A 25,692-nucleotide genomic window follows, 5' to 3' on the forward strand; every position below is an offset into this window, starting at 1 on the left:
GCTGCGCGAGGGCGCCGAGGCCGCGGGCTGCCGCACCGTCCCGGCGGGCGGGGCGCGGGACTGCGCGCCGTGGCGGGGGGAGCCGCGGCTGGAGTCGCCCGACCAGCCCCGGTACGTCCTGTTCACCTCGGGGTCCACCGGCCGGCCCAAGGGGGCGGTCGTGGAGCACCGGGGGATGGTCAACCACCTCTGGGGCAAGATCGTCGACCTGGGCATGACCGGGGACGACGTGCTCGCGATGACCTCGCCGCTCGGCTTCGACATCTCGGTCTGGCAGATGGTCTGCCCGCTGCTGCTCGGCGGCCGGGCCGAGATCGTCCCGGACCGGGTGGCGCACGACCAGGTCGCCTTCGCCCGCGCCGTGGACGAGCGGGGCATCACGGTCGTCGAGCTCGTGCCGACCATGGTCCGGCACCTGCTGGACGACCTGCCCGACGCCCCCGCGGGCTCGCTCGGCGGCCTCCGCTGGATGATCGCGACCGGCGAGGAACTGCCCGCCGAGCTGTCCCGGCGCTGGCTGGAGGCGATGCCGCACGCCGGCCTGCTCAACGCCTACGGCCCGACCGAGTGCTCCGACGACGTCACCCACCACGCCGTCACGGCCCCTGACCTGGAACTCCTCCGGCTGCCGATCGGGTCGCCGATCGTGAACTCGCGGCTGTACGTGCTGCGCGCGACCGACGACGGCTCCTGGGCGGCGTGCGACGTCGACGAGGTCGGCGAGCTGTTCGTCGGCGGGATCTGCGTCGGGCGCGGCTACCTCGGCGACCCCGACCGCACCCGCGCCGCGTTCTTCCGCGACCCCTTCGAGAACTCGCCCACCGGGCGCCTCTACCGGACCGGCGACGCCGTCCGGCTGCTGCCCGCGGGCGCCGGCGGCGAGGACCGGCCCGTCCTGCAGTACCTCGGCCGGGTCGACCGGCAGGTCAAGATCGCCGGTGTGCGGATGGAACTGGGCGAGATCGAGGCGGTCCTGCAGCGGCATCCGGGGGTCGGCGCGGCGGCCGTCGTGGTCCACGAGTTCGACCACGCACGGTAACCGGACCGGCGCGCTGTGATCGGGCGGCGGTCCGCGCGTCCCGCCTCCCGGCGCTCGTGGAGCCGACGTTCAGGCCTGCGGATTTGTCACCTTCGTTAGTGATTGCTGAGGTCAAGTTCTACTTTCGGGGGGATTGCGGGGCATGTGGCGGGCTGGTTAACTGAGCCCCGCTACTACCCAGTAGAGGTGCGGGTCGAGGGAACCTCGGCATCGGGCGAAAGCAGCGGCCTCCCGTCTCGAGACGCGGCCGGGAACCCCCGGTGACGTGCGTGTCCCGCAACGGCCGGGCGCGCGGCCGGGCGAGACCTTATGAAGGGCTCGAAGAAAGGGGAACGGCGCAACCCGACGGTTTTCGTGTTCATGGCTTTTCGCATTTCGCGTGGCTTCCCGGCACGGGCGTGCGCCCGTGCCGCCCGGGGAGCGCCGACCCCCTTCGACCGGGAAAGTTCCACTTGATGTCGCCCACCGAGTTCGTCCCTCTTTCGGCCGCGCAGCGGAGCGTCTGGTACGCCCAGCAGCTCTACCCCGAAGTGCCGATCTGCATCGCGCAGTACATCGAGATCGAGGGGCCGCTCAGGCCGGAACTGTTCGACCGCATCGCGACGATCGCCAACCACGAGGTACCGAGCCTCCAGATCCGGCTCGTCGAACGCGACGGCGTTCCCTACCAGGGCCTCGGCGCCGTCCCCGACGCGCACATCCCCCTGCTCGACTTCTCGGGCGAAGCCGACCCGCGCGCCGCCGCCGACGCCTGGGTCCGCGCCGACATGGCCACCCCCATGGACATGTACGGCGACCGCCTCTACACGATGCGGGTCCTGCGCCTCGGCCCGGAACACCACCGCTGGTACCTGCGCGCGCACCACATCGCCGTCGACGGCTTCGCCGGGGCGATGTTCAACGCGGGCGTCGCCGAGCTCTACACCCGCCTCGCCGCGGGCGGCGAGTACGAGCCGCAGGAGCACGGCGACTTCCGGGCGCTGCTCGCCGAGGAGGCCGAGTACCGCGCGTCCGACCGGTTCGCGAAGGACCGCGCCTACTGGACCGAGCGGTTCGCCGACCTCCCCGAGGTCGTCACGTTCACCGCGCGGACCGTGCCGCCGACCATGGACTTCGTCCGGGCCTCCACCACGCTCGCGGCCCCGGACTCCGCCGGGCTGGCCGTCGCCGCCCGCCGCCTGCGCACCGCCACGCCCGGAATGGCGATCGCCGCGACCGCCGCCTACATGGCCCGCGTCACCGGCGCCGAGGAGGTCGTCCTCGGCCTCGCCGTCACCGGCCGCACCACCGAGCTGGCCCGCGAGACCCCGACGATGATGTCCAACATCGTCCCGCTGCGGGTCACCGTCGACCCGGACCTGAGCATCGAGGAACTGACCCGCGCGGTGTCCCGGGCGACCGTCCGCGCGCTGCGGCACCAGCGCTACCGCGTCGAGGACCTGCGCCGCGACCTCGGCCTGCTCACCGACGGGCGGCGGCTGTACGGCGCGATCGTCAACATCATGCCGTTCGACTACAGCGCGGACTTCGGCGGCTCCCCTGCCACCGCGCACGCCCTCGCCCTCGGCCTCACCGAGGACCTCGCGTTCAACATCTACGACGGCCTGGACGGCCGCGGCACCCGCATCGACCTGGACGGCCACCCCGCGCTGTACTCCGCCGAGGAGATCGCCGCGCACCATGAGCGGCACGTCCGGTTCCTGCGGGCGCTGGCCGCCGCCGACCCCTCGACCCGGGTCGGGGACCTGCCGCTCATGCCGGACGACGAGCGCGCCGACGTCCTGACCCGCTGGAACGGCGCCGAGTCCGGACGTCCCGCCGCGACCGTCACCGAGGTGTTCGCCCGGCACGTCGCCGCGACGCCGGACGCGCCCGCGCTGGAGACCGCCGACGGCGCGCTCCGCCTCACCTACGCCGAGCTGGACGCCCGCGCCGACCGGCTCGCCCACCGCCTCGCCGCCCTGGGCGCCGGCCCCGAGACGCCCGTCGCGACGCTGCTGGAGCGGTCGCCCGACATCGTCGTGACGTCCCTGGCGATCCTCAAGACCGGGGGACACTACGTCCCGGTCCACCACTCCTACCCGGCGGACCGGGTCGCCTGGCTGATGCGCGACGTCGGCGCGTCCGTGCTGGTCACCGACCGGGCGATGCTGGAGCGCAACCCCTGGCTCGCCGACGCGCCGCAGGGCGGGGTCGCCCTCCTCGTCGTGGACGAACCGGCCCCCGAAGCGGCCCACGACGCGGCGGCGGTCGCCTTCGCGCCGGTCCACCCGGAGCAGCTCGCGTACGGGATCTTCACCTCCGGGTCCACCGGCCTGCCCAAGGGCGTCGGCGTCGACCACCGGTCCGTGGTCGACTTCGCCACCGACTCCCGCACCCGCCTCGCGCCCGGCGACCGGATGCTGCTGCACTCGGCGCACGCGTTCGACGCGTCCACGCTGGAGCTGTGGCGGCCGCTGCTCGCGGGCGCGACCGTCGTCGTCGCCCCGCCCGGCCCGATCGACGCCGACCTCCTGGAACAGGCGGTCAAGGGCGCGGGCGTCACCCACATGTTCGCCACGACGTCCCTGTTCAACCTGGTCGCGGCCGACCGGCCGACCGTGTTCGCGCCGGTGCGCGTCCTCGACCTGGGCGGCGAGGCGGCCTCGGCGGCCGCGCTCGCGCGCGTCCTCGACGCCTGCCCGGACACCGACGTCCGCAACGCCTACGGCCCGACCGAGACCACCACCTACACGACGCTGTACTCGGCGCGCGGCCAGGTCACGGCGGACGACCCGTCCGTCCCGATCGGCTCGGCGCTCGACGACACCCGCCTGTACGTGCTGGACCGGGCGCTGCGTCCCGTCCCCGTCGGAGTGCCCGGCGAGCTGTACGTGGCGGGCGCGGGCGTCGCGCGCGGCTACCTGAACCGGCCCGGGCTGACCGCCGCCGCGTTCGTCGCCTGCCCGTTCGGGCCGCCCGGCGAGCGCATGTACCGCACCGGCGACCTGGTCCGGCTCCGTCCCGCCGGAGGCGAGGACGAGGCGGCGCGCGGCCAGCGGCACACCCTGGAGTACCTGGACCGCGTCGACCAGCAGGTCAAGATCCGCGGGTTCCGGATCGAGCTGGGCGAGGTCGAGGCCGCGCTGACCCGGCACCCGGACGTCGCGCACGCCGCCGTCGTCGCCCGCGAGGACCGGCCCGGTGTCAAGCGCCTGGTCGCCTACGTCGTCGCCGCGCCCGGGACCGCGCCCGACCCGGCCGGGCTGCGCCTGTTCCTCACGGGCGCGCTGCCCGAGTACATGGTCCCGTCCGCCGTCCTGGTGCTGCCGACGCTGCCGCTCACCGGCAGCGGCAAGCTCGACGTGCGCGCCCTGCCCGCGCCCGACCCGGCCACGGGCGACCGCCCGTTCCGGGCGCCGCGCACCGACGCCGAGGCCGTCCTCGCCGCGCTGTTCGCCGAGGTCCTGGAGGTGGAACGGGTCGGCCTGGACGACGGGTTCTTCGACCTCGGAGGCGACTCGATCATCGCGATGCGGCTGGTGTCGCGGGCCCGCGCCGCCGGGCTCGCGCTGTCCCCGCGCGACGTGTTCCAGCGGCCGACCGTGGAGGAGCTCGCCGCCGTCGCGGGCGTCGCCGACACCGCGGTGACCGAGGCCGCCGACCCGGTCGGCGACGTCCCGGCGACCCCGATCGTCCACTGGCTGCGGGACCTCGGCGGCCCGGTCTCCGGGTTCCACCAGAGCATCCTGCTGCGCACCCCGCCCCGGCTCGGCGCCGACGCCCTCACGCGCGCCCTCGGCGTCCTGCTCACCCGGCACGACGCGCTGCGGCTGACCCTCGGCGACGGCGGAGCCCTGGAGATCCCGGCCACCGGACCCGACCCCGCCGGCCTCGTCCTCCGCGTCGACGTCGAGGGCCGTGACCCGGACGAGACCGCCGCGACCGAGCTGACCGCCGCCCGCGACCGGCTCGACCCGGCGTCCGGCGTGAACGTCCAGCTGGTCTGGCTGGACGCCGGGGACGACCCCGGACGGCTCCTCGTCGTCGTCCACCACCTGGTCGTGGACGGCGTGTCCTGGCGCATCCTGCTGCCCGACCTCGTCGCCGCCTGGGCAGGGGCGGACCTCGACCCCATCGGGACGCCGTTCCGCGACTGGGCCCGCCGCCTCACCGCCGAGGCCTCCGCCCGCACCGGCGAGCTGCCCCTGTGGCGCGGCATCCTCGGCGGCCCGGACGTCCCGCTCGGCGCCCGCCCGCTCGACCCCGCCCGCGACACCCACGGCACCGCGCGCTCCCTCACCGTCGAGCTGGACGCGGCGACCACCCGCGCCGTCCTGACGACCGTGCCCGCCGCGATCCACGGCCGCCCGACCGACGTGCTGCTCACCGGGCTCGCCCGCGCCGTCGCCGCCTGGCGCGGCGACGCCAGCCCCGTCCTGGTCGACCTGGAGGGCCACGGCCGCGAGGACCTGTTCCCCGGCGTCGACCTGTCCCGCACGGTCGGCTGGTTCACCAGCAAGTACCCGGTGCGGCTCGACGCGGCCGCCGACCTGCGCGAGACCAAGGAGCGGCTGCGCGCGATCCCGGACAACGGCATCGGCTACGGCCTGCTCCGCCACCTGGACCCCGGCGCCGGGGCCGAGCTCGCCGCGCTGCCCGTCCCGGAGATCGTCTTCAACTACCTCGGCCGGATGGAGACCGGCGACGGCGACTGGAGCGTCTCGTCGGTGGCGGGCGGCGCCGACGACGCGATGCCGCTCGGCCACGCCCTGGCCATCGACGCCATCGTCCCCGCCGCGTTCGGCGCGCTGTCGGTCACCTGGACCTGGGCGGACGGCGTGCTCACCGAGGCCGACGTCCGCGAGCTCGCGGCCGCCTGGTTCACCGCCCTCCGCGACCTCGCCGCCGCCGGGGACGCCGGGCACACCCCGTCCGACTTCCCGCTCGTCGCCCTGGACCGCGCCGACGTCACCGACCTCGACCGGACCTTCCCCGACCTCACCGACGTCTGGCCGCTCGCGCCGCTCCAGCAGGGCCTGTACTTCCACGCGCTGCTCGGCGCGTCCGCGACCGACGTCTACACCGGCCAGCTCGTCCTCGACTTCGACGGCGACCTGGACGCGGCGGGACTGCGCGACGCCGCGTTCGAGCTGACCGCGCGGCACCCGTCGCTGCGGACCGCGTTCACCCAGACCGTCTCCGGGGACCCCGTCCAGGTCGTCCTCGGGGCGCCGCCCTGCGACGAGCTGTGGCATGAGATCCTCGCGGACGAGGACGCGCTGCCCGCGCTGATGACGGCCGAGCGGACCCGCCGGTTTGACCTCACCCGGCCGCCGTTCCTGCGGTTCCTGCTGGTCAGGGTGGGGGAGCGCCGGTACCGGCTGCTGCTCACCTTCCACCACATCGTCCTGGACGGCTGGTCGATGCCGTCCCTGGCCGGCGAGCTGCTCGCCCTGTACACCGGCCAGCTCCCGCCGCGCGCCCCCGACTACCGGGACCACCTCGGCTGGCTGTCCCGGCAGGACCGGGCCGAGGCCGAAGCAGCCTGGGGCGCGGCCCTCGCCGGGCTGCCCGCCGGGACGCTCGTCGCGCCCGGAGCCCCGGACGCGCCCCCCGGGCTGCCCGAGAAGATCCGCGTCCCGCTCGGTCCCGAACTCTCGGACGCCGTCGGGGCGACCGCCCGCCGCCTGGGCGTCACCGCGAACACCGTCGTCCAGGCCGCCTGGGGCCTGCTGCTCGCCCGCCTGCTCGGACGCGACGACGTGGTGTTCGGCGCGACCGTGTCGGGCCGCCCGATGGACCTGCCGGGCGTCGAGCGGATGGTCGGCCTGTTCATCAACACGCTGCCCGTCCGCGTCCGCCTGGACGCCGCCGAATCGGCGGCCGGACTCCTCACGCGGCTCCAGGCCGAGCAGGCCGAACTGATCCCCTTCCACCACCACGGGCTCGGTGACCTGCACAGACTCGCCGGACTGCCCGCGCTCTTCGACACCATGACGGTGTTCGAGAACTACCCGCTCGACGCGTCGCTGCTCGGCGCCGAGATCGGCGACGGGACCCGCCTCGCGGGCGCCGACCTGCTCGACTCCACGCACTACCCGCTCACGCTGGACGCCGTCCCGGGCGCCGAGCTCCAGCTCCGGCTCGGCTACCGCACCGACGTCCTCGACCGCGCGACCGCCGACCGGCTCGTCCGGGGGCTCGTCGCGTTCGTCCGGATGCTGACCGGGACGCCGGACGCGCCGGTCGCGGAGCTCGACCTGACCGGTGACGACGCGGGCCCGCTGCGCGCGGCGTTCGCGGCCCTCGCCGCGCAGGGACCGTCCCCGGCGCTCGCCGCCGCGTCCCGCTCGGCCGCCGCGCCCGTCAAGAAGCTCGTCGCCTACGTCGTGGCCGCGCCCGGCGCGATCCTCGACCCGGAGGAGCTGCGCGCGCACGTCCGCGAGCACCTGCCCGAGCAGATGGTCCCCACCGCCGTGGTGATCATGGACGAGCTGCCGCTCACCCCGAACGGCAAGGTCGACACCAAGGCGCTGCCCAGGCCCGTGCTGACCGTCCCGCTGCGCGAGTACCGCGCGCCGCGCGACGAGCGCGAGACCGCCGTCGCCGCGATCTACGCCGAGCTCCTCGGCGTGGACCGCGCCGGGATCGACGACGACTTCTTCGATCTCGGCGGCGACTCGCTGGTCGCGATGCGCGTCGTCAGCCGGGTGCGGCGGGCCCTCGGCGTCGAGCTGCCCGTCCGGGCGCTGTTCGAGGCCCCGGCCGTCGCGGCGCTCGCCGCCCGGATCGCCGTGCTGTCCGGCGTGGAGCCCGCCCGGCCCGTCCTCGCCCGCCGCGAGCGGCCCGCGGCCGTGCCGCTCTCCCACGGGCAGCGGCGGCTGTGGTTCCTGAACCGGTTCGAGGGGCCGTCCGCGACGTACAACATGCCGGTCGCGCTGCGGATCCGCGGCGCGCTCGACGAGCCGGCGCTGCGCGCCGCGATCGCCGACGTCTCCGCCCGGCACGAGTCGCTGCGGACCGTCCTGCCCGACGTCGACGGCGTCCCGCACCAGCGCGTCCTCTCCCCGGAGGACGCCGCGCCCGAACTGCTCGTCGCCGAGACGACCGAGGCCGAGCTGCCGCTGCGGCTGGCCATGGCCGCCGGGCACGCCTTCGACGTCTCCGCCGAGCCGCCGCTGCGGGCGTCCCTGTTCCGGCTCGCCGCCGACGAGCACGTGGTGCTGCTGCTGATGCACCACATCGCGGGCGACGGCTGGTCGATGGCGCCGCTCGCGCGCGACGTCCTGACCGCGTACATGGCGCGGGTCTCCGGTGACGCGCCCACGTGGACGCCGCTGCCCGTGCAGTACGCCGACTACACGCTCTGGACGCGGGAGCTTCTCGGCTCCGAGGACGACCCGTCGTCGCTGGTCTCCGAGCAGATCGCCTACTGGACGTCCGCGCTGGACGGGCTTCCGGAGGAGCTGGCGCTTCCCGTCGACCGTCCGCGTCCGGCGGAGGCGTCCTACCGGGGTGGCACGGCCCGCTTCACGCTGTCGCCCGCCACGCACGAGGCCCTCCTCGCGGTGGCCCGCGAAACCGGCGCGAGCCCGTTCATGGTCGCCCAGGCCGCGTTCGCCGCGTTGCTGACGCGTCTGGGCGCCGGGACGGACGTCCCGATCGGTTCGCCCATCGCGGGTCGTACCGATGAGGCCCTGGACGACCTCGTCGGCATGTTCGTCAACATGCTCGTCTTCCGGACCGACACGTCCGGGAACCCGACGTTCCGCGAGCTGGTCGCCCGCGTCCGCGAGACCGACCTCGCCGCGTACGCCCACCAGGACGTCCCCTTCGAGCGGCTCGTCGAGGTCCTGAACCCGCCGCGCCACCTCGGCCGCCATCCGCTGTTCCAGGTCGGCCTGACCTTCCAGAACAACCCGGAGGCCCGGCTCGACGTGCCCGGCTTCAGCGCCGAACCCGAGACGCTCGACGCCGGGGTCGCCCGGTTCGACCTGCTCATGGTGCTGACCGAACGCACCGGAGCGGACGGCTCCCCGGCCGGACTGGACGGCGAGCTGGAGTTCGCCCTCGACCTCTACGACCCGGCGACCGCCGCCGGCCTCGCCGCCCGCTTCGAACGGCTCCTCACCGCCGTCCTCGCCGCGCCGGACGCGCGCGTCGGCGAGATCGACGTGCTCGACCCGGCCGAACGCCGCACGATCCTGGACGACTGGTCGGGCGGCTCGGCCCCGGTGGTCGAGCGGACGACGATTCCGGCGTTGTTCGAGGCGCAGGTGGTGCTACGTCCGTCGGCGGTGGCGGTGTCGTTCGAGGGGCGTTCGTGGACGTATGCGGAGGTCAACGCGTCCGCGAACCGTCTCGCCCGTCACCTGGCCGCGCAGGGCGTCGGACCGGGGCGGAACGTCGGACTGCTGCTCCCGCGCTCGGCCGACATGGTGATCGCGGTCCTGGCCGTGCTGAAGACGGGCGCCGCGTACGTCCCGATGGACCCGGACTACCCGGCCGACCGCATCGCCTTCATGACCGAGGACGCCGCACCCGTCCTGACCCTGACGGACATCGAGTGCGACGACGACCACTCCTCCGAGAACCTCGACGTCGAGGTCTCCCCGGACGACCCGGCGTATGTCATCTACACGTCCGGGTCGACGGGGCGTCCGAAGGGCGTCGTCGTCCCGCACCAGAACGTGGTCCGCCTGCTGCGTTCCACGGACCCCTGGTTCTCCTTCGGCCCGGATGACGTCTGGACGCTGTTCCACTCTTACGCGTTCGACTTCTCCGTGTGGGAGTTGTGGGGTCCGCTGCTGAACGGCGGCCGTCTTGTGGTGGTCCCGTTCCTGACGTCGCGTTCGCCTGAGGAGTTCTTGAAGCTTCTGTCGGCGGAGCGGGTCACGGTTCTGAACCAGACGCCGTCGGCGTTCTACCAGCTCATGGCCGCCGACCGGGAGAACCCGGGCATCGACCTTGCGCTCCGGTACGTCGTTTTCGGTGGTGAGGCGCTTGAGCTCGGGCGTTTGGACGACTGGTACAGCCGTCACGCCGATGACGCTCCGACGCTGGTCAACATGTACGGGATCACCGAGACGACGGTCCATGTCTCGTATGTCGCGCTCGACCGGGCGTATGCGGCGACCGCGCCGGGCAGCATCATCGGTGTCGGGATCCCTGACCTGCGCGTCTACGTGCTGGACGAGCGGCTTCAGCCCGTTGCGGCGGGTGTGGTCGGTGAGTTGTACGTCGCGGGGGCGGGGCTTGCCCACGGCTACCTGAACCGGCCGGGTCTGACCGCCGAGCGGTTCGTGGCCGATCCGTTCGGCGGCAGGCCGGGTGCGCGCATGTACCGGACGGGCGACCTCGGCCGCTGGCTGGCCGATGGTCGGCTCGAATACCTCGGGCGTTCCGACCAGCAGGTTCAGCTGCGTGGTTTCCGGATCGAGCCGGGTGAGATCGAGTCCGCCCTCGTCCGTCACGAGACCGTGGCCGACGCGGCCGTGGTCCTCCGCGACGACAAACTGATCGCCTACGCCGTCCCCTCCACGCCCGGCACCGAGCTCGACGCCTCTGACCTGCGGCGATTCGTGAACTCGACGCTTCCCGACCACATGGTCCCGGCGGGCGTCGTCACGCTCGACGCGCTCCCGCTGACCGTCAACGGGAAGCTGGACCGCAAGGCGCTCCCCGCGCCCGACTTCCAGGCCAGGGCCGGCTCCCGCGCTCCCCGGACACCGGAGGAGGAGACCCTCGCCGGGCTGTACGCCGAGGTCCTCAACCTGGCGGATGTCGGCATCGACGACGGGTTCTTCGACCTCGGCGGCGACTCGATCATCGCGATCCAGCTCGTCTCCCGCGCCCGCCAGCACGGCCTCGTGATCTCCCCCCGCGACGTCTTCCAGCACCAGACCGTCGCGGAGCTGGCCGCCGTCGCCCAGGCGGCGGGCGAGGACGAGCGGGTCGAGATCGAGGAGCCCGGGACGGGCACCGGGCCGGTCCCGGTGACGCCGGTCGTCGGGTGGCTGCGCGAGCGGGTCGGCGGCGACGCCGGGCTGATCGCCGGGTTCCACCAGGCCACCCTGCTGATCACGCCGCCCGGTCTCGACCTCGCCGGGCTCACCCGCGCGGTCGGGCGCGTCCTGGACCACCACGACATGCTCCGCCTCACGCTCGACGTGGACGGCGGCGAGTGGCGTCCGGTCGTCCGGGACGCCGGGAGCGTCCCGGCGGACGGCCTGGTGTCCCGCGTGGACGTCGCGGGCCTGTCCGCCGACAAGCTGCGGCAGGTCGTCGCCGACCAGGTGACGGCCGCCCGCGCCGCCCTCGACCCGGTGCGCGGCGAGGTCGCGCGGGTCGTCTGGCTGGACGCGGGACAGGAGCGCGGACGGCTCCTGGTGGTCCTGCACCACCTGGTCGTGGACGGCGTGACCTGGCGTATCGTCCTGCCCGACCTCGTCGCGGCCTGGGCCGGCGCCGAACTCGAACCCGTCCCGACCTCCTTCCGGCGCTGGGCGCAGAAGCTCACCGGCGCGGCGTCCGACAAGGCCGTGACCGGCGACCTGGACGACTGGCTCGACATCGTCGACGGCCCGAAACAGGATCTCGCGGACCGCCCGCTCGACCCGCGCGTCGACATCGCCGCGCGCGTCGCGTCGGTCCGGCTCACGCTGCCCGCCGACGTGACGAAGCCGCTGCTCAGCGACGTCCCGGCCGCCTACCACGGGCGCGTGAACGACGTCCTGCTGACCGGCCTCGCGCTCGCCGTGACGCACTGGCGCAAGGGACGCGGCGGGCGCACGACCGGCGGCGTCCTCATCGACCTCGAAGGGCACGGGCGCGAGGACGTCGTCCCGGGCGTCGACCTGTCCCGGACGGCGGGCTGGTTCACCGCGATCCACCCCGTCCGGCTCGACCCGGGCACCACCGACTGGGCCGAGATCGAACGCGGCGGGCCGGTCGTCGGGACGGCGCTGAAGAGGGTGAAGGAGCAGCTCCGCGCGGTCCCCGGCGGCAGCGGACTCGGCTACGGCCTGCTGCGCCACGGCGGCGACGCGGACGCGGCCGCCGAACTCGCCGGGGTTCCGGCCGCGCAGATCGCGTTCAACTACCTGGGCCGGGTCGGCGCGGGCGGCGACGGCGACTGGGAGATCGCGCCCGAGGAGCTGCCCGCCGGGGAGGACCCGCGGATGCCGGTGGCGCACGTCCTGGAGGTCAACGCCGTGACCCGCGACCTGCCGTCCGGGCCGGAGCTGACCGCCGTGTGGTCGTTCCCGGACGGCCTGCTCGCCGAGGACGACGTCCGTGACCTCGCGACCGCGTGGTTCGCGGCGCTGCGCGGCCTGGTCGCGCACGCGGCGTCCGGCGAGGCGGGCGGGTTCACCGCGTCCGACCTGCTGGTGGAGCTGGACCAGAACGAGATCGACAGGCTGCAGGACGCGTGGAGGAACAGGCAGTGAACCGGGGGGACCTCGAGGACATCCTGCCGCTGTCACCGCTGCAGCAGGGGTTCTTCTTCCACGCCGTCTTCGACGACGCCGCCGCCGACGTGTACACGGCGCAGCTCGTCCTCGACCTGGACGGTCCGCTCGACGCGGCCGCGCTGCGCCGGTCCGCGGAGGCGCTGCTGCGCCGCCACGCGAACCTGCGGGCCGCGTTCTGGCACGAGGACCTGTCCAAGCCCGTCCAGGTGATCCCGCGCTCGGTCGCCCTGCCGTGGGAGGAGACGGACGCGGCGGACGACGCGGAGGCGGACGCGGTCGTCGCCCGTGAGCGGCTGCGGCCGTTCGCGCTGACCGAGCCGCCGCTGCTGCGGTTCGTCCTGGTGCGGCGCGGTCCGGAGCGGCACCGGCTGATCCTGACGAACCACCACATCCTGCTGGACGGCTGGTCCACGCCCGTCCTCGCGACCGAGCTGTTCCTGCTGTACACGCAGGGCGGCGACGACGCCGGGTTCCCGCGCGTCACCCCGTACAAGAACCACCTGGCCTGGCTCGCGAAGCAGGACCGCGGCGCCGCCGAGGTCGCCTGGCAGAAGGCCCTGTCCGGCCTGGACGAGCCGTGCCTCGTCGCGCCCGAGGCGGCCGGGCTCCGGCCCGTCCCGCCCGGCCGCGCCGTCACCGAGCTGGAGGAGCGCTTCACGCGGCGGCTGACGCGGGTCGCGCGCCGCCATGACGCCACGCTCAACACCGTCCTCCAGGCCGCGTGGGGTGTCGTCCTCGGCCGCCTGCTCGGACGCGACGACGTGGCGTTCGGCGCGACCGTCTCGGGCCGCCCGGCGGACCTTCCGGGCGTCGAGCAGATGATCGGCCTGTTCATCAACACGCTGCCCGTGCGCGTCCGGTTCCGCCAGGACGAGCCGTTCGGCGCGCTCGTCGAGCGGCTCCAGGAGGAGCAGACCGAGCTGCTCCCGCACCATCACCTCGGCCTCACCGACCTCCAGCGCGCGGCCGGGCACGGCGGCGCGCTCTTCGACACCATGACGGTGCTGGAGAACTACCCGTTCGACCCGGCGAGCATGGACGGGTCGCTGAACGGCGTCCGGATCACCGGCGCGGACTCCTACGACGCGACGCACTTCCCGCTGTCGCTCGTCGCCGCGCCCGGCCCGGACCGCATGGAGCTGCGCCTGCACCACCGTCCCGACGTGTACTCAGGGGAGGTCGCGGAGGCGCTGCTCGGGCGCGTCCGGCGCGTCCTGGAGCAGTTCGCGGACGACCCGGACCGCCCGATCGGCGCGCTCGCCCCCGCCGGGGACGACGAGCTGGCCCGGTTCGCCGCCTGGAACGACACGGCCGTGACGCCGCGCCCCGGCACGGTCGTCGACCTCTTCGAGGCCCGTGCCGCCCGCACCCCGGACGCGACCGCCCTGGTCAGCGAAGGGGAGACCCTCACCTACGCGGAGCTGAACGCCCGCGCGAACCGCCTCGCGCACGAGCTGATCGCCCGCGGTGTCGGCCCGGAGGACCGCGTCGCGCTCGTCCTGCCCCGGACGCCCGAGATCATCATCGCGATCCTCGGTGTCCTGAAGGCGGGCGCCGCGTACGTCCCGGTCGACCCCGAATACCCCGACGACCGCATCGCCTCCATGCTGGACGACGCGGACCCGATCCTCACCCTCACGCGCGCGCACGAGGCGTTCACCGCCGACCGCCCGTCGACCGACCCCGGACGGCCGGTCTCCCCGGCGAACGCCGCCTACGTCATCTACACCTCCGGTTCGACCGGCCGCCCCAAGGGCGTCGTCGTCCCGCACGAGGGCCTGCTGAACTACTACGACGCGCACCGCGTCCGGTTCTTCGAACCCGTGGAGGCCGAGACCGGCGGACGGCGGCTGCGGTTCGCGCACCTCGCGTCGTTCTCGTTCGACACGTCCTGGATGGGCCTGCTGTGGATGATCCACGGCCACGAGCTGCACCTGATCGGCGACGCCGTCCGGCGCGACGTGGAGGCGTTCGCGGCCCACATCGCGTCCCGGCGGATCGACCTGGTCAACACGACGCCCTCCCACTTCCAGGCCCTGCGCGAGGCCGGGCTGCTCACCTCCGATGAGCACCGGCTGACGCAGCTGCTCATCGGCGGCGAGGCGATCGGCGACGCCCTCTGGGACGACCTGCGCGCCCTCGACGGCGTGACCGTCCGGAACTTCTACGGGCCGACCGAGGCGACCATCGACACCATGAGCGTCGTCGTCGCGGACGCCGCCCGCCCCACCGTCGGCGGCCCGCACCCTGGCGCGCGCGCCCACGTGCTCGACGCCGCGCTCCAGCCCGCCCCCGTCGGCGTCCCGGGCGAGCTGTACCTCGCGGGCGTCCAGGTCGCGCGCGGCTACCTCGGCCGCGCGGCCCTCACCGCCGAGCGTTTCGTCGCCGACCCCTTCTCCACCGAACCCGGCGCGCGCATGTACCGGACCGGCGACCTCGCCCGCTGGACCACCGGCGGCACCCTGGAGTTCCTCGGCCGCGCCGACGACCAGGTGAAGATCCGCGGGTTCCGCGTGGAACCCGGCGAGATCGAGAACGTGCTGGCCCGCTTCGACGGCGTCGGCCAGGCCGTCGTGACCGTCCGCGAGGACGCCCGCGGCGAGAAGCGCCTCGCCGCGTACGTCGTGCCCGCGACCGTGGACCCCGCCGCCCTCCGCCGCCACGCCGCCGCGCACCTGCCGGACCACATGGTGCCGTCCGTGACCGTCCTCGACGTGCTCCCGCTGACCGTCAACGGCAAGGTCGACAAGCGCGCCCTGCCCGAACCCGACGCGGCCGCCCCCGGGGCCGGTCGCGCGCCGCGCTCGCCGCAGGAGGAGATCCTCTGCGGGCTGTTCGCCGAGGTCCTCGGCGTCGCCCGGATCGGCGTGGACGACGGGTTCTTCGAGCTCGGCGGCGACTCGCTCACCGCGACCCGCCTGGTCAGCCGCGTCCGGTCGGCGCTCGACGTCGAACTGCCCGTCCGGGCGCTGTTCGAGGCCCCGACCGTCGCCGGGCTGTCGGCGCGGCTCGCCTCGGCCGCCGGCGCGACGCGTCCCGCGCTCGTCCCCGCCGCCCGTCCGGGCGTCCTGCCGCTGTCGCACGCGCAGCAGCGCCTCTGGTTCCTCAACCGCTTCGACGGGCCGTCCGCGACGTTCAACCTGCCCGTCGCGCTGCGGCTGAACGGCCCGCTCGACCCGTCCGCGCTGGAGGCCGCGCTCGCCGACGTCGTCGCCCGGCACGAGTCCCTGCGCACGATCTTCCCGGACGTCTCGGGCACGCCCCGCCAGCTCGTCCTGGACCCGTCCGCCGCCCGCCCCCGCCTGCCGGTCACCGAGACCGGCGCGGACGCCCTGCCGCTCGCGGTCGCGTCCCTCGCCGGGCAGGGCTTCGACCTGTCGGCCGAGCCGCCGCTGCGCGCCGCCCTGTTCCGGCTCGCCGCCGACGAGCACGTGATCCTGCTGGTCATGCACCACATCGCGGGCGACGGCTGGTCGATGGCGCCGCTCGCGCGCGACGTCCTGACCGCGTACGTGGCCCGGGTCGCCGGGGACGCGCCGGCCTGGGCCCCGCTGCCGGTGCAGTACGCCGACTACACGCTCTGGCAGCGCTCCCTGCTCGGCTCCGAGGACGACCCGTCGTCGCTGGTCTCCGAGCAGATCGCCTACTGGACGTCCGCGCTCGACGGCCTCCCGGACGAACTCGCGCTTCCCGCCGACCGTCCGCGTCCGGCGGAGGCGTCCTACCGGGGCGGCACGTTCACGTTCGACCTCGACGCCGGACTTCACGCCGCGCTGCTCGGAATCGCCCGCGAATCCGGCGCGAGCCTGTTCATGGTCATGCAGGCCGCGTTCGCCGCGCTGCTGACGCGCCTGGGCGCCGGGACGGACATCCCGATCGGTTCGCCCATCGCGGGCCGTACCGATGAGGCCCTGGACGACCTCGTCGGCATGTTCGTCAACATGCTCGTACTGCGCACCGATACGTCAGGGAACCCGTCCTTCCGGGAACTCATCGCGCGCGTGCGCGAGGCCGACCTCGCCGCGTACGCCCACCAGGACGTCCCGTTCGAGCGCCTCGTGGAGGTGCTGAACCCGGCGCGCTCCATGGCCCGGCACCCGCTCTTCCAGGTCGCCCTGTCGTTCCAGAACAACCCCGAGGCCACCCTCGAACTCGACGGGCTCACCGGCGGCCCGGTGGACCTCCCGCACGGCACCGCCAAGTACGACCTCTCGCTTTACCTGCAAGAACGCGCCGACGACTCCGGTTCCCCGGCCGGGATATCGGCGGGGCTGGAGTACGCGCTCGACCTGTTCGACGCGGACACCGCCACCGGACTCGCCGCCCGTTTCGAGCGGTTCCTCCGCGAGGTCGTGGACGCCCCGGACGAGCCGGTCTCCACCGCCGAGATCCTCACCCGAGCGGAGCGCCGCACCCTGCTCCGCACCTGGGCGGGCGGCTCGGCCCCGGTGGTCGAGCGGACGACGATTCCGGCGTTGTTCGAGGCGCAGGTGGTGCTGCGTCCGTCGGCGGTGGCGGTGTCGTTCGAGGGGCGTTCGTGGACGTATGCGGAGGTCAACGCGTCCGCGAATCGTCTCGCCCGTCACCTGGCCGCGCAGGGCGCGGGCCCGGGGACCTTCGTCGCCTTGGAACTGCCCCGGTCGGCCGACCTGGTCATCGGGGTCCTCGCTGTCCTGAAGACCGGCGCCGCGTACGTCCCGATCGACCCGGACTACCCCGCCGACCGCATCGCCCACATGATCGGGGACGCCGCTCCCGTCCTCACCGTGACCAGCGTCGACGTGGACGCCACGTACTCCTCCGAGAACCTCGGCGTCGAGATCTCGCCGGACGCCGCGGCATACGTGATCTACACGTCGGGTTCGACGGGTCGTCCGAAGGGCGTCGTCGTCCCGCATCAGAACGTCGTGCGTCTGCTCCGCTCGACCGAGCAGTGGTTCTCCTTCGGCCCGGACGATGTCTGGACGCTGTTCCACTCTTACGCGTTCGACTTCTCCGTGTGGGAGCTGTGGGGCCCGCTGCTGAACGGCGGCCGTCTCGTGGTCGTCCCGTTCCTGACGTCGCGTTCGCCTGAGGAGTTCCTGAAGCTCCTGGCGGCGGAGCGGGTCACGGTCCTGAATCAGACGCCGTCGGCGTTCTACCAGCTCATGGCCGCCGACCGGGAGAACCCGGGCACGGATCTGTCCTTGCGTTATGTCATCTTCGGTGGCGAAGCCCTCGAACTCGGACGCCTCGATGGCTGGTACAGCCGTCACGCCGATGACGCTCCGACGCTGGTCAACATGTACGGCATCACCGAGACGACCGTTCACGTCTCCTACGTGGCGCTCGATCGGGCCTACGCCGCGACAGCCTCGGGCAGCGTCATCGGCGTCGGTATCCCTGACCTGCGCGTTTCCGTGCTGGACGAGCGACTCCAGCCCGTCCCGGCCGGTGTGGTCGGCGAGATGTACGTCGCGGGCGCGGGACTCGCTCGCGGCTACCTCAACCGGCCCGCCCTGACCGCTGACCGGTTCGTGGCGGACCCGTTCGGGGCGTCCGGCGAGCGCATGTACCGCACGGGTGACCTGGGGCGCTGGCGTAAGGACGGCACCCTCGAATACCTCGGGCGTTCCGACCAGCAGGTTCAGCTCCGTGGCTTCCGGATCGAGCCGGGCGAGATCGAGTCCGCGCTCGCCCGCCACGAGACCGTCGCGGACGCGGCGGTCGTGCTTCGTGACGAGAGGCTGATCGCCTACGCCGTCCCGGCCACGCCCGGAACCGAGCTCGATGCGTCCGACCTGCGGCGATTCGTCGGTGAGACGCTGCCGACCCACATGGTCCCCGCGACCGTCGTCACGCTCGACGTCCTGCCGCTGACCTCCAACGGGAAGCTCGACCGCAAGGCGCTCCCCGCACCGGACTTCCAGGCCAGGGCCGATTCCCGCGCGCCCCGGACGTCCGAGGAGGAGACCCTCGCCGGGCTGTACGCGGAGGTGCTCGGCCTGGAGAAGGCCGGGATCGACGACGGGTTCTTCGACTTGGGCGGCGACTCGATCATCGCGATCCAGCTCGTCTCCCGCGCCCGCCAGCAAGGGCTCGTGATCTCCCCCCGCGACGTCTTCCAGTTCCAGACCGTCGCGGAGCTGGCCGCCGTCGCCCGACCGGCCGGAGAAGCCGAGCAGGCCGAGCTCGAAGCGCCCGGCGCGGCGCTCGGGCCGATCCCGGCGACGCCGATCATGCGGTGGTTCGGCGGGCTGAACGGCCCGACCGGCGACTACAGCCAGCGGATGCTCCTGGTCACCCCGCCCGGCCTCGGCGTCGACCGGCTGGCGGCGGCGCTCCAGCGCGTCCTCGACCACCACGACATGCTCCGCCTCCGGAGCACCCCGGACGGCGGCTTCGAGGTGCCCGAACCCGGGTCCGTCGACGCGTCGCGGCTGCTCCTGCGCGTGGACGTCGCGGGGCTGGACGACGCCGCGCTCAGGAAGGTCCTCGGACAGGAGTCCCTGAACGCGCGCCGCAGGCTCGTCCCCGCGGACGGCGTCATGGTCCAGGCCGTCTGGTTCGACGCCGGGCCCGGCCGGCGCGGACGCCTCCTCGTCACGGCCCACCACCTGGTCGTGGACGGCGTGTCCTGGCGTATCGTCCTGCCGGACCTCGTCGCGGCCTGGGCCGGCGCCGAACTCGAACCCGTCCCGACCTCCTTCCGGCGCTGGGCGCAGAAGCTCACCGCCGAGGCCGCGGACCCGGAGCGCGCCGCCGAGGCGTCCCTCTGGCGGGAGATCGAGGACACGCCGGACCCGGCGCTGGCGTCCCGCGCGCTCGACCCGGCCGCCGACACGTTCGGCACCGCCCGCCACCTCACCGTCGAGCTGCCCGCCGACGTGACCGGGCCGCTGCTCACCGACGTGCCCGCCGCGTTCCACGCCCGGGTCAACGACGTGCTGCTCACCGCGCTCGCCGTCGCCGTCGCCGGCTGGCGCGGCGCCCCGGGCACGGCCGTCCTCGTCGACCTCGAAGGACACGGACGCGAGGAGATCGTGCCGGGCGTCGACCTGTCCCGGACGGTCGGCTGGTTCACCTCGGTCTTCCCCGTCGCGCTCGACGCGGGCGACGTCGCCCGAACCGAGGTCGAGACCGGCGGCGAGGCCGCGGGGACCGCGCTGAAGAAGGTCAAGGAGCAGCTGCGCCGCGTCCCGGACAACGGCATCGGCCACGGTCTCCTCACCGCCCCGGACGCGTCGCGCCGCACCCCGCAGATCGCCTTCAACTACCTCGGCCGCACGCCCGCCGCCGAGGACGCCGACTGGTCGCCCGCGGGCCCGGCCGACGACGCCGCGCTCGCCGGGGGCCAGGACGGCGCGCTCGGCCTCGTCCACGCGGTCGAGGTCAACGCGCACACCCGCGACCTGCCGTCCGGGCCGGTCCTGTCCGCGACCTGGACGTACGCGGGCGGCCTGTTCGAGGAGGACCGGATCCGCGCGCTGGCCGGCGCCTGGACCGCCGCGCTGCGCGGCCTGGTCGTCCATGTGACCGAGGGCGCGGGCGGCGGGTTCACCCCGTCCGACCTGGCCCTCGTCGAGATCGACCAGGACGAGATCGACGAGCTCGCCGCCGAATTCGACGACCTGTCCGACTGGGAGCTCGATTGACCACCGCCGCTGAGACCCCCCGCAAGGCGGAGCCGAGGAAGCCGTCGCAGCTCCAGGACGTCTGGCCGCTGTCGCCGCTCCAGCAGGGCCTGTTCTTCCACGCGCGCTACGCGGGGGCGTCCGCCGACGTGTACACCGCGCAGGCCGTGGTCGAACTGCGAGGGCCGCTCGACACCGCCGCGCTGAAGGCCGCCGCCGCGGCGCTGCTGCGGCGGCACGCGAACCTGCGGGCGGCGTTCCGGCAGCGCAAGGAGGGCACGCCCGTCCAGGTGATCGTCCGCGAGGTGCGGACGCCGTGGGAGGAGATCGACCTCTCCGCGCACCCGGACGCCGAGGCCGAGGCGGCGCGTGTCGCGGACCGCGAGCGCGCGCGCCCGTTCGACCTGGCCAAGCCGCCGCTGGTCCGGTTCGTCCTGCTCCGGATGGCGGACGACCGGCACCGCCTGGTCTTCACGAACCACCACATCCTGCTGGACGGCTGGTCCACCCCGATCCTCCAGACCGAGCTGTTCGCGCTGTACCTGACCAGGGGCGACGACAGCGGCCTGCCGCGCGTCACCCCGTACAAGAACTACCTGGCCTGGCTCGCGCAGCAGGACCGCGAGGCCGCCGAGACCGCCTGGCGCGACGCGCTGGCGGGAGTCGACGAGCCGACGCTCGTCGCGCCGGGCGCGCCCGAGCCGCCCGCCGACGCCGAACCCGGACGCGTCCGCCGCGAACTGGACGCCGGGCTGACGCGCGCGCTGACCGACCGGGCGCGCGCGCACAACGTCACGCTCAACACCGTCCTCCAGCTGGCGTGGGGCGTCCTGCTCGGACGGCTCACCGGACGCCGCGACGTCACATTCGGCGCGGCCGTGTCGGGCCGTCCGCCCGAGCTGCCGGGCGTCGAGCAGATGATCGGCCTGTTCATCAACACGCTCCCCGTCCGCGTCACGGCGCGCCCGGGGGACACGGTCGCCCAGGCGCTCACCGGCCTCCAGGGACGGCAGGCCGACCTGCTGCCGCACCACCACGTCGGCCTGACCGACATCCAGCGGATCTCCGGCGTCGGCACCCTCTTCGACACGATGACCGTCCTGGAGAACTACCCGTTCGACCCCGAGGCCGCCGGAGCCGACCTCGGCGGGCTGACGATGCGCGACGTCGGCGGCTACGACGCGTCCCACTACCCCCTGGCCCTCGCCGCCGTCCCGGGGGAGCGGCTGTTGCTGCGGCTCGACCACCGCACCGACCTGTTCACCGCCGCCCAGGCCGAGCGGATCATGGACCGGCTGGAACGCGTCCTCCACGCGATCGCGCACGAACCGGACGTCCCGCTGGCCCACGTCGACGTGCTCTCCGACGACGAACGCCGACGGCTCATCGAGGACTGGCAGGGCGAGACGGCCGGACGCGTTCCGGAGACGATCACCGCGCGTTTCGCGGCCGTCGCCGACGTGGACCCCGGCCGGGAAGCCCTCCGCACGCCCGACGGAAGTCTCACCTATGGCGAGCTGAACAAGCGCGCCAACCGGCTCGCCCACCTCCTGCGCGCGCGAGGCGTCGAGCGGGAGACCCGCGTCGCGATGCTCCTCGAACGGTCACCGGACGTCGTCGTCGCGACCCTCGGCATCCTCAAGGCGGGCGGAGCGTACGCGCCGATCCACCACGGCTACCCGCAGGAACGCGTCCGGTGGGCCGTCGCCGAGGTCGAGGCACCCGTCCTCCTCGTCGACCGGACCACGCACCATCGCGTCGCCGGCCTCGACCTCGACGCCGACATCATCGTCATCGACGAAGTCGAGACGGCCGCCGACGACACCGACCCCGGGACGGATGTCCACCCCGAGCAGCTCGCCTACGTCATGTTCACGTCCGGTTCGACCGGGCTGCCCAAGGGCGCGATGCTCACCCACCGGAACGTCGTCGACCTCGCCACCGACCCGGCCCTGCGGGACGGCGCGCACGACCGGGTGCTCGTCCACTCGCCGCACGCGTTCGACGCGTCCACCTACGAGCTGTGGGTTCCGCTGCTCGCGGGCGGCACCGCCGTGATCGCCCCGCCCGGACGCGTCGACGCCGCCGAGATCGAACGCCTCGTCGTGGACGGCGGGCTCACCGGCCTGTTCCTCACGACCGCCCTGTTCAACCTGGTCGCCGAGGAGCGGCCCGAGGCGTTCGCCGGGCTGCGCGAGGTCCTGACCGGCGGTGAGTCCGGCTCGGCGGTTGCCATGCGGAAGGTCCTCGCGGCCTGCCCGGACACCCGGCTCGGCCACGTCTACGGCCCGACCGAGGCCACCACCTACGCCACCGACGCCGACATGCGGACGGCCCTCGCGGACCCGTCCGAGACCACGCCCGTCCTGGGCCGTCCGATGGCCGATATGCGGGTGTACGTCCTGGACGAGGCGCTGCGTCCCGTCCCGGCCGGCGTCACGGGTGAGGCGTACATCGCCGGATCCGGCGTCGGGCGCGGCTACCTGAACCGGCCCGCGCTGACCGCCGAACGCTGGGTCGCCGACCCGTTCGGCCCGCCCGGCACCCGCATGTACCGCACGGGCGACCTGATGCGCCGCCGCGAGGACGGCGCCCTCGAGTACGTCGACCGCGCCGACTTCCAGGTGAAGATCCGCGGCTTCCGGATCGAGCTGGGCGAGATCGAGGCCGCCCTGGCCGCGCTGGACGGCGTCGCGCACGCCGCCGTCCTCGTCCACCGGGACGCCGCCGTGACGCGGCTGGTCGCCTACGCCGTTCCGTCCGCCGGGTCCGTCCTCGACACGGCGGCGCTGCGCGCTGCGCTCGCCCGGCGGCTGCCCGAGTACATGGTGCCGTCCGCGATCGTCGGGCTCGACGCCCTGCCGCTCGGCCCGACCGGCAAGGTCGACCGGCGGGCGCTGCCCGTCCCGGACCTCGCCGCGGCCGCCGCCGGACGCGCCCCCGAGAACCCCGGGGAGGAGGTCCTCTGCGCGGTGTTCGCCGAGGTCCTCGGCCTGGACGAGGTCGGCGCGGACGTGTCGTTCTTCGACCTCGGCGGCGACAGCGTCACCGCGCTCCGGCTGGCCGGCCGGGCCGCGCAGGCGGGCGTCGAGCTGACCCCGCGCGACGTGTTCACCCACCAGACCGTGGAGCGGCTCGTCCGGCGGACCGACGCCGACGCCGACCTCGGCCTCGAGCCGCTGCTGCGGATCCGCGACACCGGGACGCGCCCGCCGCTGTTCTTCGTCCACCCGGCGGGCGGCCTGGCCTGGGGCTACCTGCAGTTCCAGGCTCACCTTCCCGCCGACCAGCCCGTCTACGGGCTCCAGTCGCGCGTGTTCACCGGCGCGGAACCGGCCGCCGACGTCGCCTCGATGGCCGCCGACTACGTCGATCTGATCCGGACCGTCCGGCCGCACGGCCCCTACCACCTCGCGGGCTGGTCGCTCGGCGGGCTCATCGCCTACGAGATGGCCTGCCTGCTCCAGGCCGAGGGCGAGGAGGTCGGGCTGCTCGCGCTGATCGACTCCTACCACGGGCAGGACCTCGGTTCCGCCGAACGCGACGTCCTGCCCGAGGTGCTCGGCGCGATCGGCATGGACCCCGCCGAGGTCGCCCCGGGTGGCGAGCCCGACGTCCCGAAGATCATGGAGCGGCTCGCCGCGCGCGGCGACGGCCTGTCGACCCTGGACTCGGGCGACCTCGTCCGGGTGTTCCGCGCCTACCAGGCGGGCATCCGGCAGGCCGAGACCTACGTGCCCGGCGCCTACCGCGGGGACCTGCTCTACTTCACCGCGCTGCGGAACCGCCCCGCCGGCGCCCCCGTGCCCGCCGAGCACTGGGGCGCCGTCATGACCGGACGCGTCGCCGAGCATCCCGTGGACGCCGAGCACCACGCCCTGATGGAGCCCGGACCGGTCGCGGTGATGGGGCCGGTGCTGGCCACCGAGCTGGACAAACAACACGCTAATCTGACAAACCCCCAGGCCGGAAGGACCGCCCGATGACCAACCCGTTCGAGGACCCCGACGGCACGTTCCTCGTGCTGCGCAACGACGCGGGCCAGTACTCGCTCTGGCCGTCGTTCGCCGAGGTCCCCGCAGGCTGGACGGTCGCCAAGACCGCCGACACCCGGGCCGCGTGCGCCGAGTACGTCGAGACGCACTGGACCGACATGCGCCCGGCCGGCCTGGTGGAGGCCATGGGTGGCTGACCCGGTCGAGATCCCGGCGGTCACCGAGTGGACGATGGAGATGCGCGACCCCGCCGACCTCCGTCCCGCGCCGCTCCCGTCCGTCGAGATGACCTTCAGCCTCGCGCGGGTGCCGTCCCCGGACGTCAACCGCGCGCTCTACGCGGCGGTCGGCGCCCGCGTCTGCTGGACCGACCGGTTCACCTGGACGCACGCCGACTGGACGCGCTGGGTCGACCGCCCCGAGCTGTCCACCTGGATCGCCATGGCCGAGGGCACCCTCGCCGGCTACTTCGAGATCGAGGCGCAGCCCGGCGGCGACACCGAGATCCACCTCGTCGGCCTCACCCCGGCGTTCGTCGGCCGCCGCTACGGCGGCTACCTCGTCGAGCAGTGCACCCGCCGCGCCTGGCAGCGCGGCGGCCTGTGGGCCGACCTCGCGGGCCCGGCCACCCGCGTCTGGCTGCGCACCAGCTCCCTCGACCACCCCAACGCGATCGGCAACTACCGCCGCCGCGGCTTCACCGTCGCCGCCGAGTCCACCTCGCCCAAGCGCGTCCCGGACCCCAGCCTGGCCCCCTGGCCCCTCCCGACCGACCCCCGAACGACCCGCCCCGTCCACGAGGAAGTCGAGGATCTCGTCCTATGACCTGGTTCCGGTGCACGGTCGCGCGGCCCTGGGCCCCGCTGCGGATGTTCTGCTTCCCGCACGCGGGCGGGTCGGCGGTGTTCTTCCGCAGCTGGGCCGAGGCCGTCGGCCCGGCCGTCGAGGTGCACGCCGTCCAGTACCCCGGACGCGCGGACCGGATGCGGGAGGCGCTCGTCCCGGACGCGCGCGCCCTCGCGCGGCTCATCGCCGGGGCGATCGCGCAGCACGCGGACCGTCCGGCGGTCCTGTTCGGGCACAGCATGGGATCGGTGGTCGCCTACGAGACCGCCCGGATCATGCGGGAACGCGACCTGCCCGTGGCGCACCTGTTCGCGTCCGGCGCGCGGGCCCCGCACGACTGGGGCGAGCGGCGCCTCATCTCCCGGATGGACGACGACGGGGTGGTGGCCGAGCTGGACGCGCTCGGCGGCACGGACACCGCCGCGCTCAAGGACCCCGAGCTGCGCGAACTCGTCCTGCCGTACGTGCGGAACGACTTCGGGATCGTCGAGTCGTACGCGCCGGAGGACGGGCCCCGGCTGGACGTCCCGGTCACCGCGCTCGTCGGCGACGGGGACAGGGACGTGTCGGTGGAGCAGGCCGGACGGTGGCGCGACGCGACGTCCGCGGACTTCGCCCTGAAGGTGCTGCCCGGCGGCCACTTCTACCTGCAGGACCAGCGGGACGCCGTGATCCGCGAGGTGCTGGGACGGCTCCAGGTCCCCACGTCGGGGCACTGACCCCGGAAGCCCCCGGCCGGACGG

Annotated in this window: 7 protein-coding genes; all 7 read left to right on the top strand. The window is 74.2% G+C overall.

What is annotated here, in order from left to right; genetic code table 11:
• Positions 1 to 1,039 (top strand): AMP-binding protein (locus EBO15_RS13055; protein ID WP_122194631.1); only part of this gene is annotated, 1,039 nt, incomplete at its 5' end.
• A 455-nt stretch (positions 1,040 to 1,494) separates the two neighbouring features.
• Positions 1,495 to 12,471 carry a non-ribosomal peptide synthetase gene (locus EBO15_RS13060; RefSeq protein ID WP_122194632.1) on the top strand — a complete coding sequence of 3,659 codons (10,977 nt, stop codon included), beginning with the start codon at positions 1,495 to 1,497 and terminating at the stop codon, positions 12,469 to 12,471.
• The gene (locus EBO15_RS13065) at positions 12,468 to 20,129 is read left to right on the top strand and encodes a non-ribosomal peptide synthetase (RefSeq protein WP_122194633.1); all 7,662 of its coding nucleotides are present in this window, start codon (positions 12,468 to 12,470) and stop codon (positions 20,127 to 20,129) included. Before EBO15_RS13060 ends, EBO15_RS13065 begins: the two co-directional genes overlap by 4 nt.
• Positions 20,126 to 24,094, top strand: a complete 3,969-nt coding sequence (locus EBO15_RS13070) for a non-ribosomal peptide synthetase (protein WP_122194634.1) — start codon at positions 20,126 to 20,128, stop codon at positions 24,092 to 24,094. Before EBO15_RS13065 ends, EBO15_RS13070 begins: the two co-directional genes overlap by 4 nt.
• Complete coding sequence (locus tag EBO15_RS13075; RefSeq protein ID WP_122194635.1) at positions 24,091 to 24,300, top strand: MbtH family protein; 210 nt, start codon at positions 24,091 to 24,093, stop codon at positions 24,298 to 24,300. Before EBO15_RS13070 ends, EBO15_RS13075 begins: the two co-directional genes overlap by 4 nt.
• On the top strand, positions 24,293 to 24,928 hold the full coding sequence (locus EBO15_RS13080; protein WP_233616155.1) for a GNAT family N-acetyltransferase: 636 nt from the start codon (positions 24,293 to 24,295) through the stop codon (positions 24,926 to 24,928). The genes EBO15_RS13075 and EBO15_RS13080 overlap by 8 nt, the downstream gene beginning before the upstream one ends.
• Positions 24,925 to 25,668, top strand: a complete 744-nt coding sequence (locus EBO15_RS13085; protein ID WP_122194636.1) for a thioesterase II family protein — start codon at positions 24,925 to 24,927, stop codon at positions 25,666 to 25,668. Before EBO15_RS13080 ends, EBO15_RS13085 begins: the two co-directional genes overlap by 4 nt.
• The last annotated feature ends 24 nt before the right edge of the window (positions 25,669 to 25,692 follow it).

Origin of the sequence: Actinomadura harenae (genome assembly GCF_003696215.1) — a bacterium.
GTDB lineage: Bacteria > Actinomycetota > Actinomycetes > Streptosporangiales > Streptosporangiaceae > Spirillospora > Spirillospora harenae.

What these genes read in the sequence shown, in the direction of transcription:
- EBO15_RS13060 (WP_122194632.1), top strand. Translation starts at nt 1,495, where the DNA reads ATGTCGCCCACCGAGTTCGTCCCTCTTTCGGCCGCGCAGCGGAGCGTC.
- EBO15_RS13075 (WP_122194635.1), top strand. Translation starts at nt 24,091, where the DNA reads ATGACCAACCCGTTCGAGGACCCCGACGGCACGTTCCTCGTGCTGCGC.
- EBO15_RS13085 (WP_122194636.1), top strand. Translation starts at nt 24,925, where the DNA reads ATGACCTGGTTCCGGTGCACGGTCGCGCGGCCCTGGGCCCCGCTGCGG.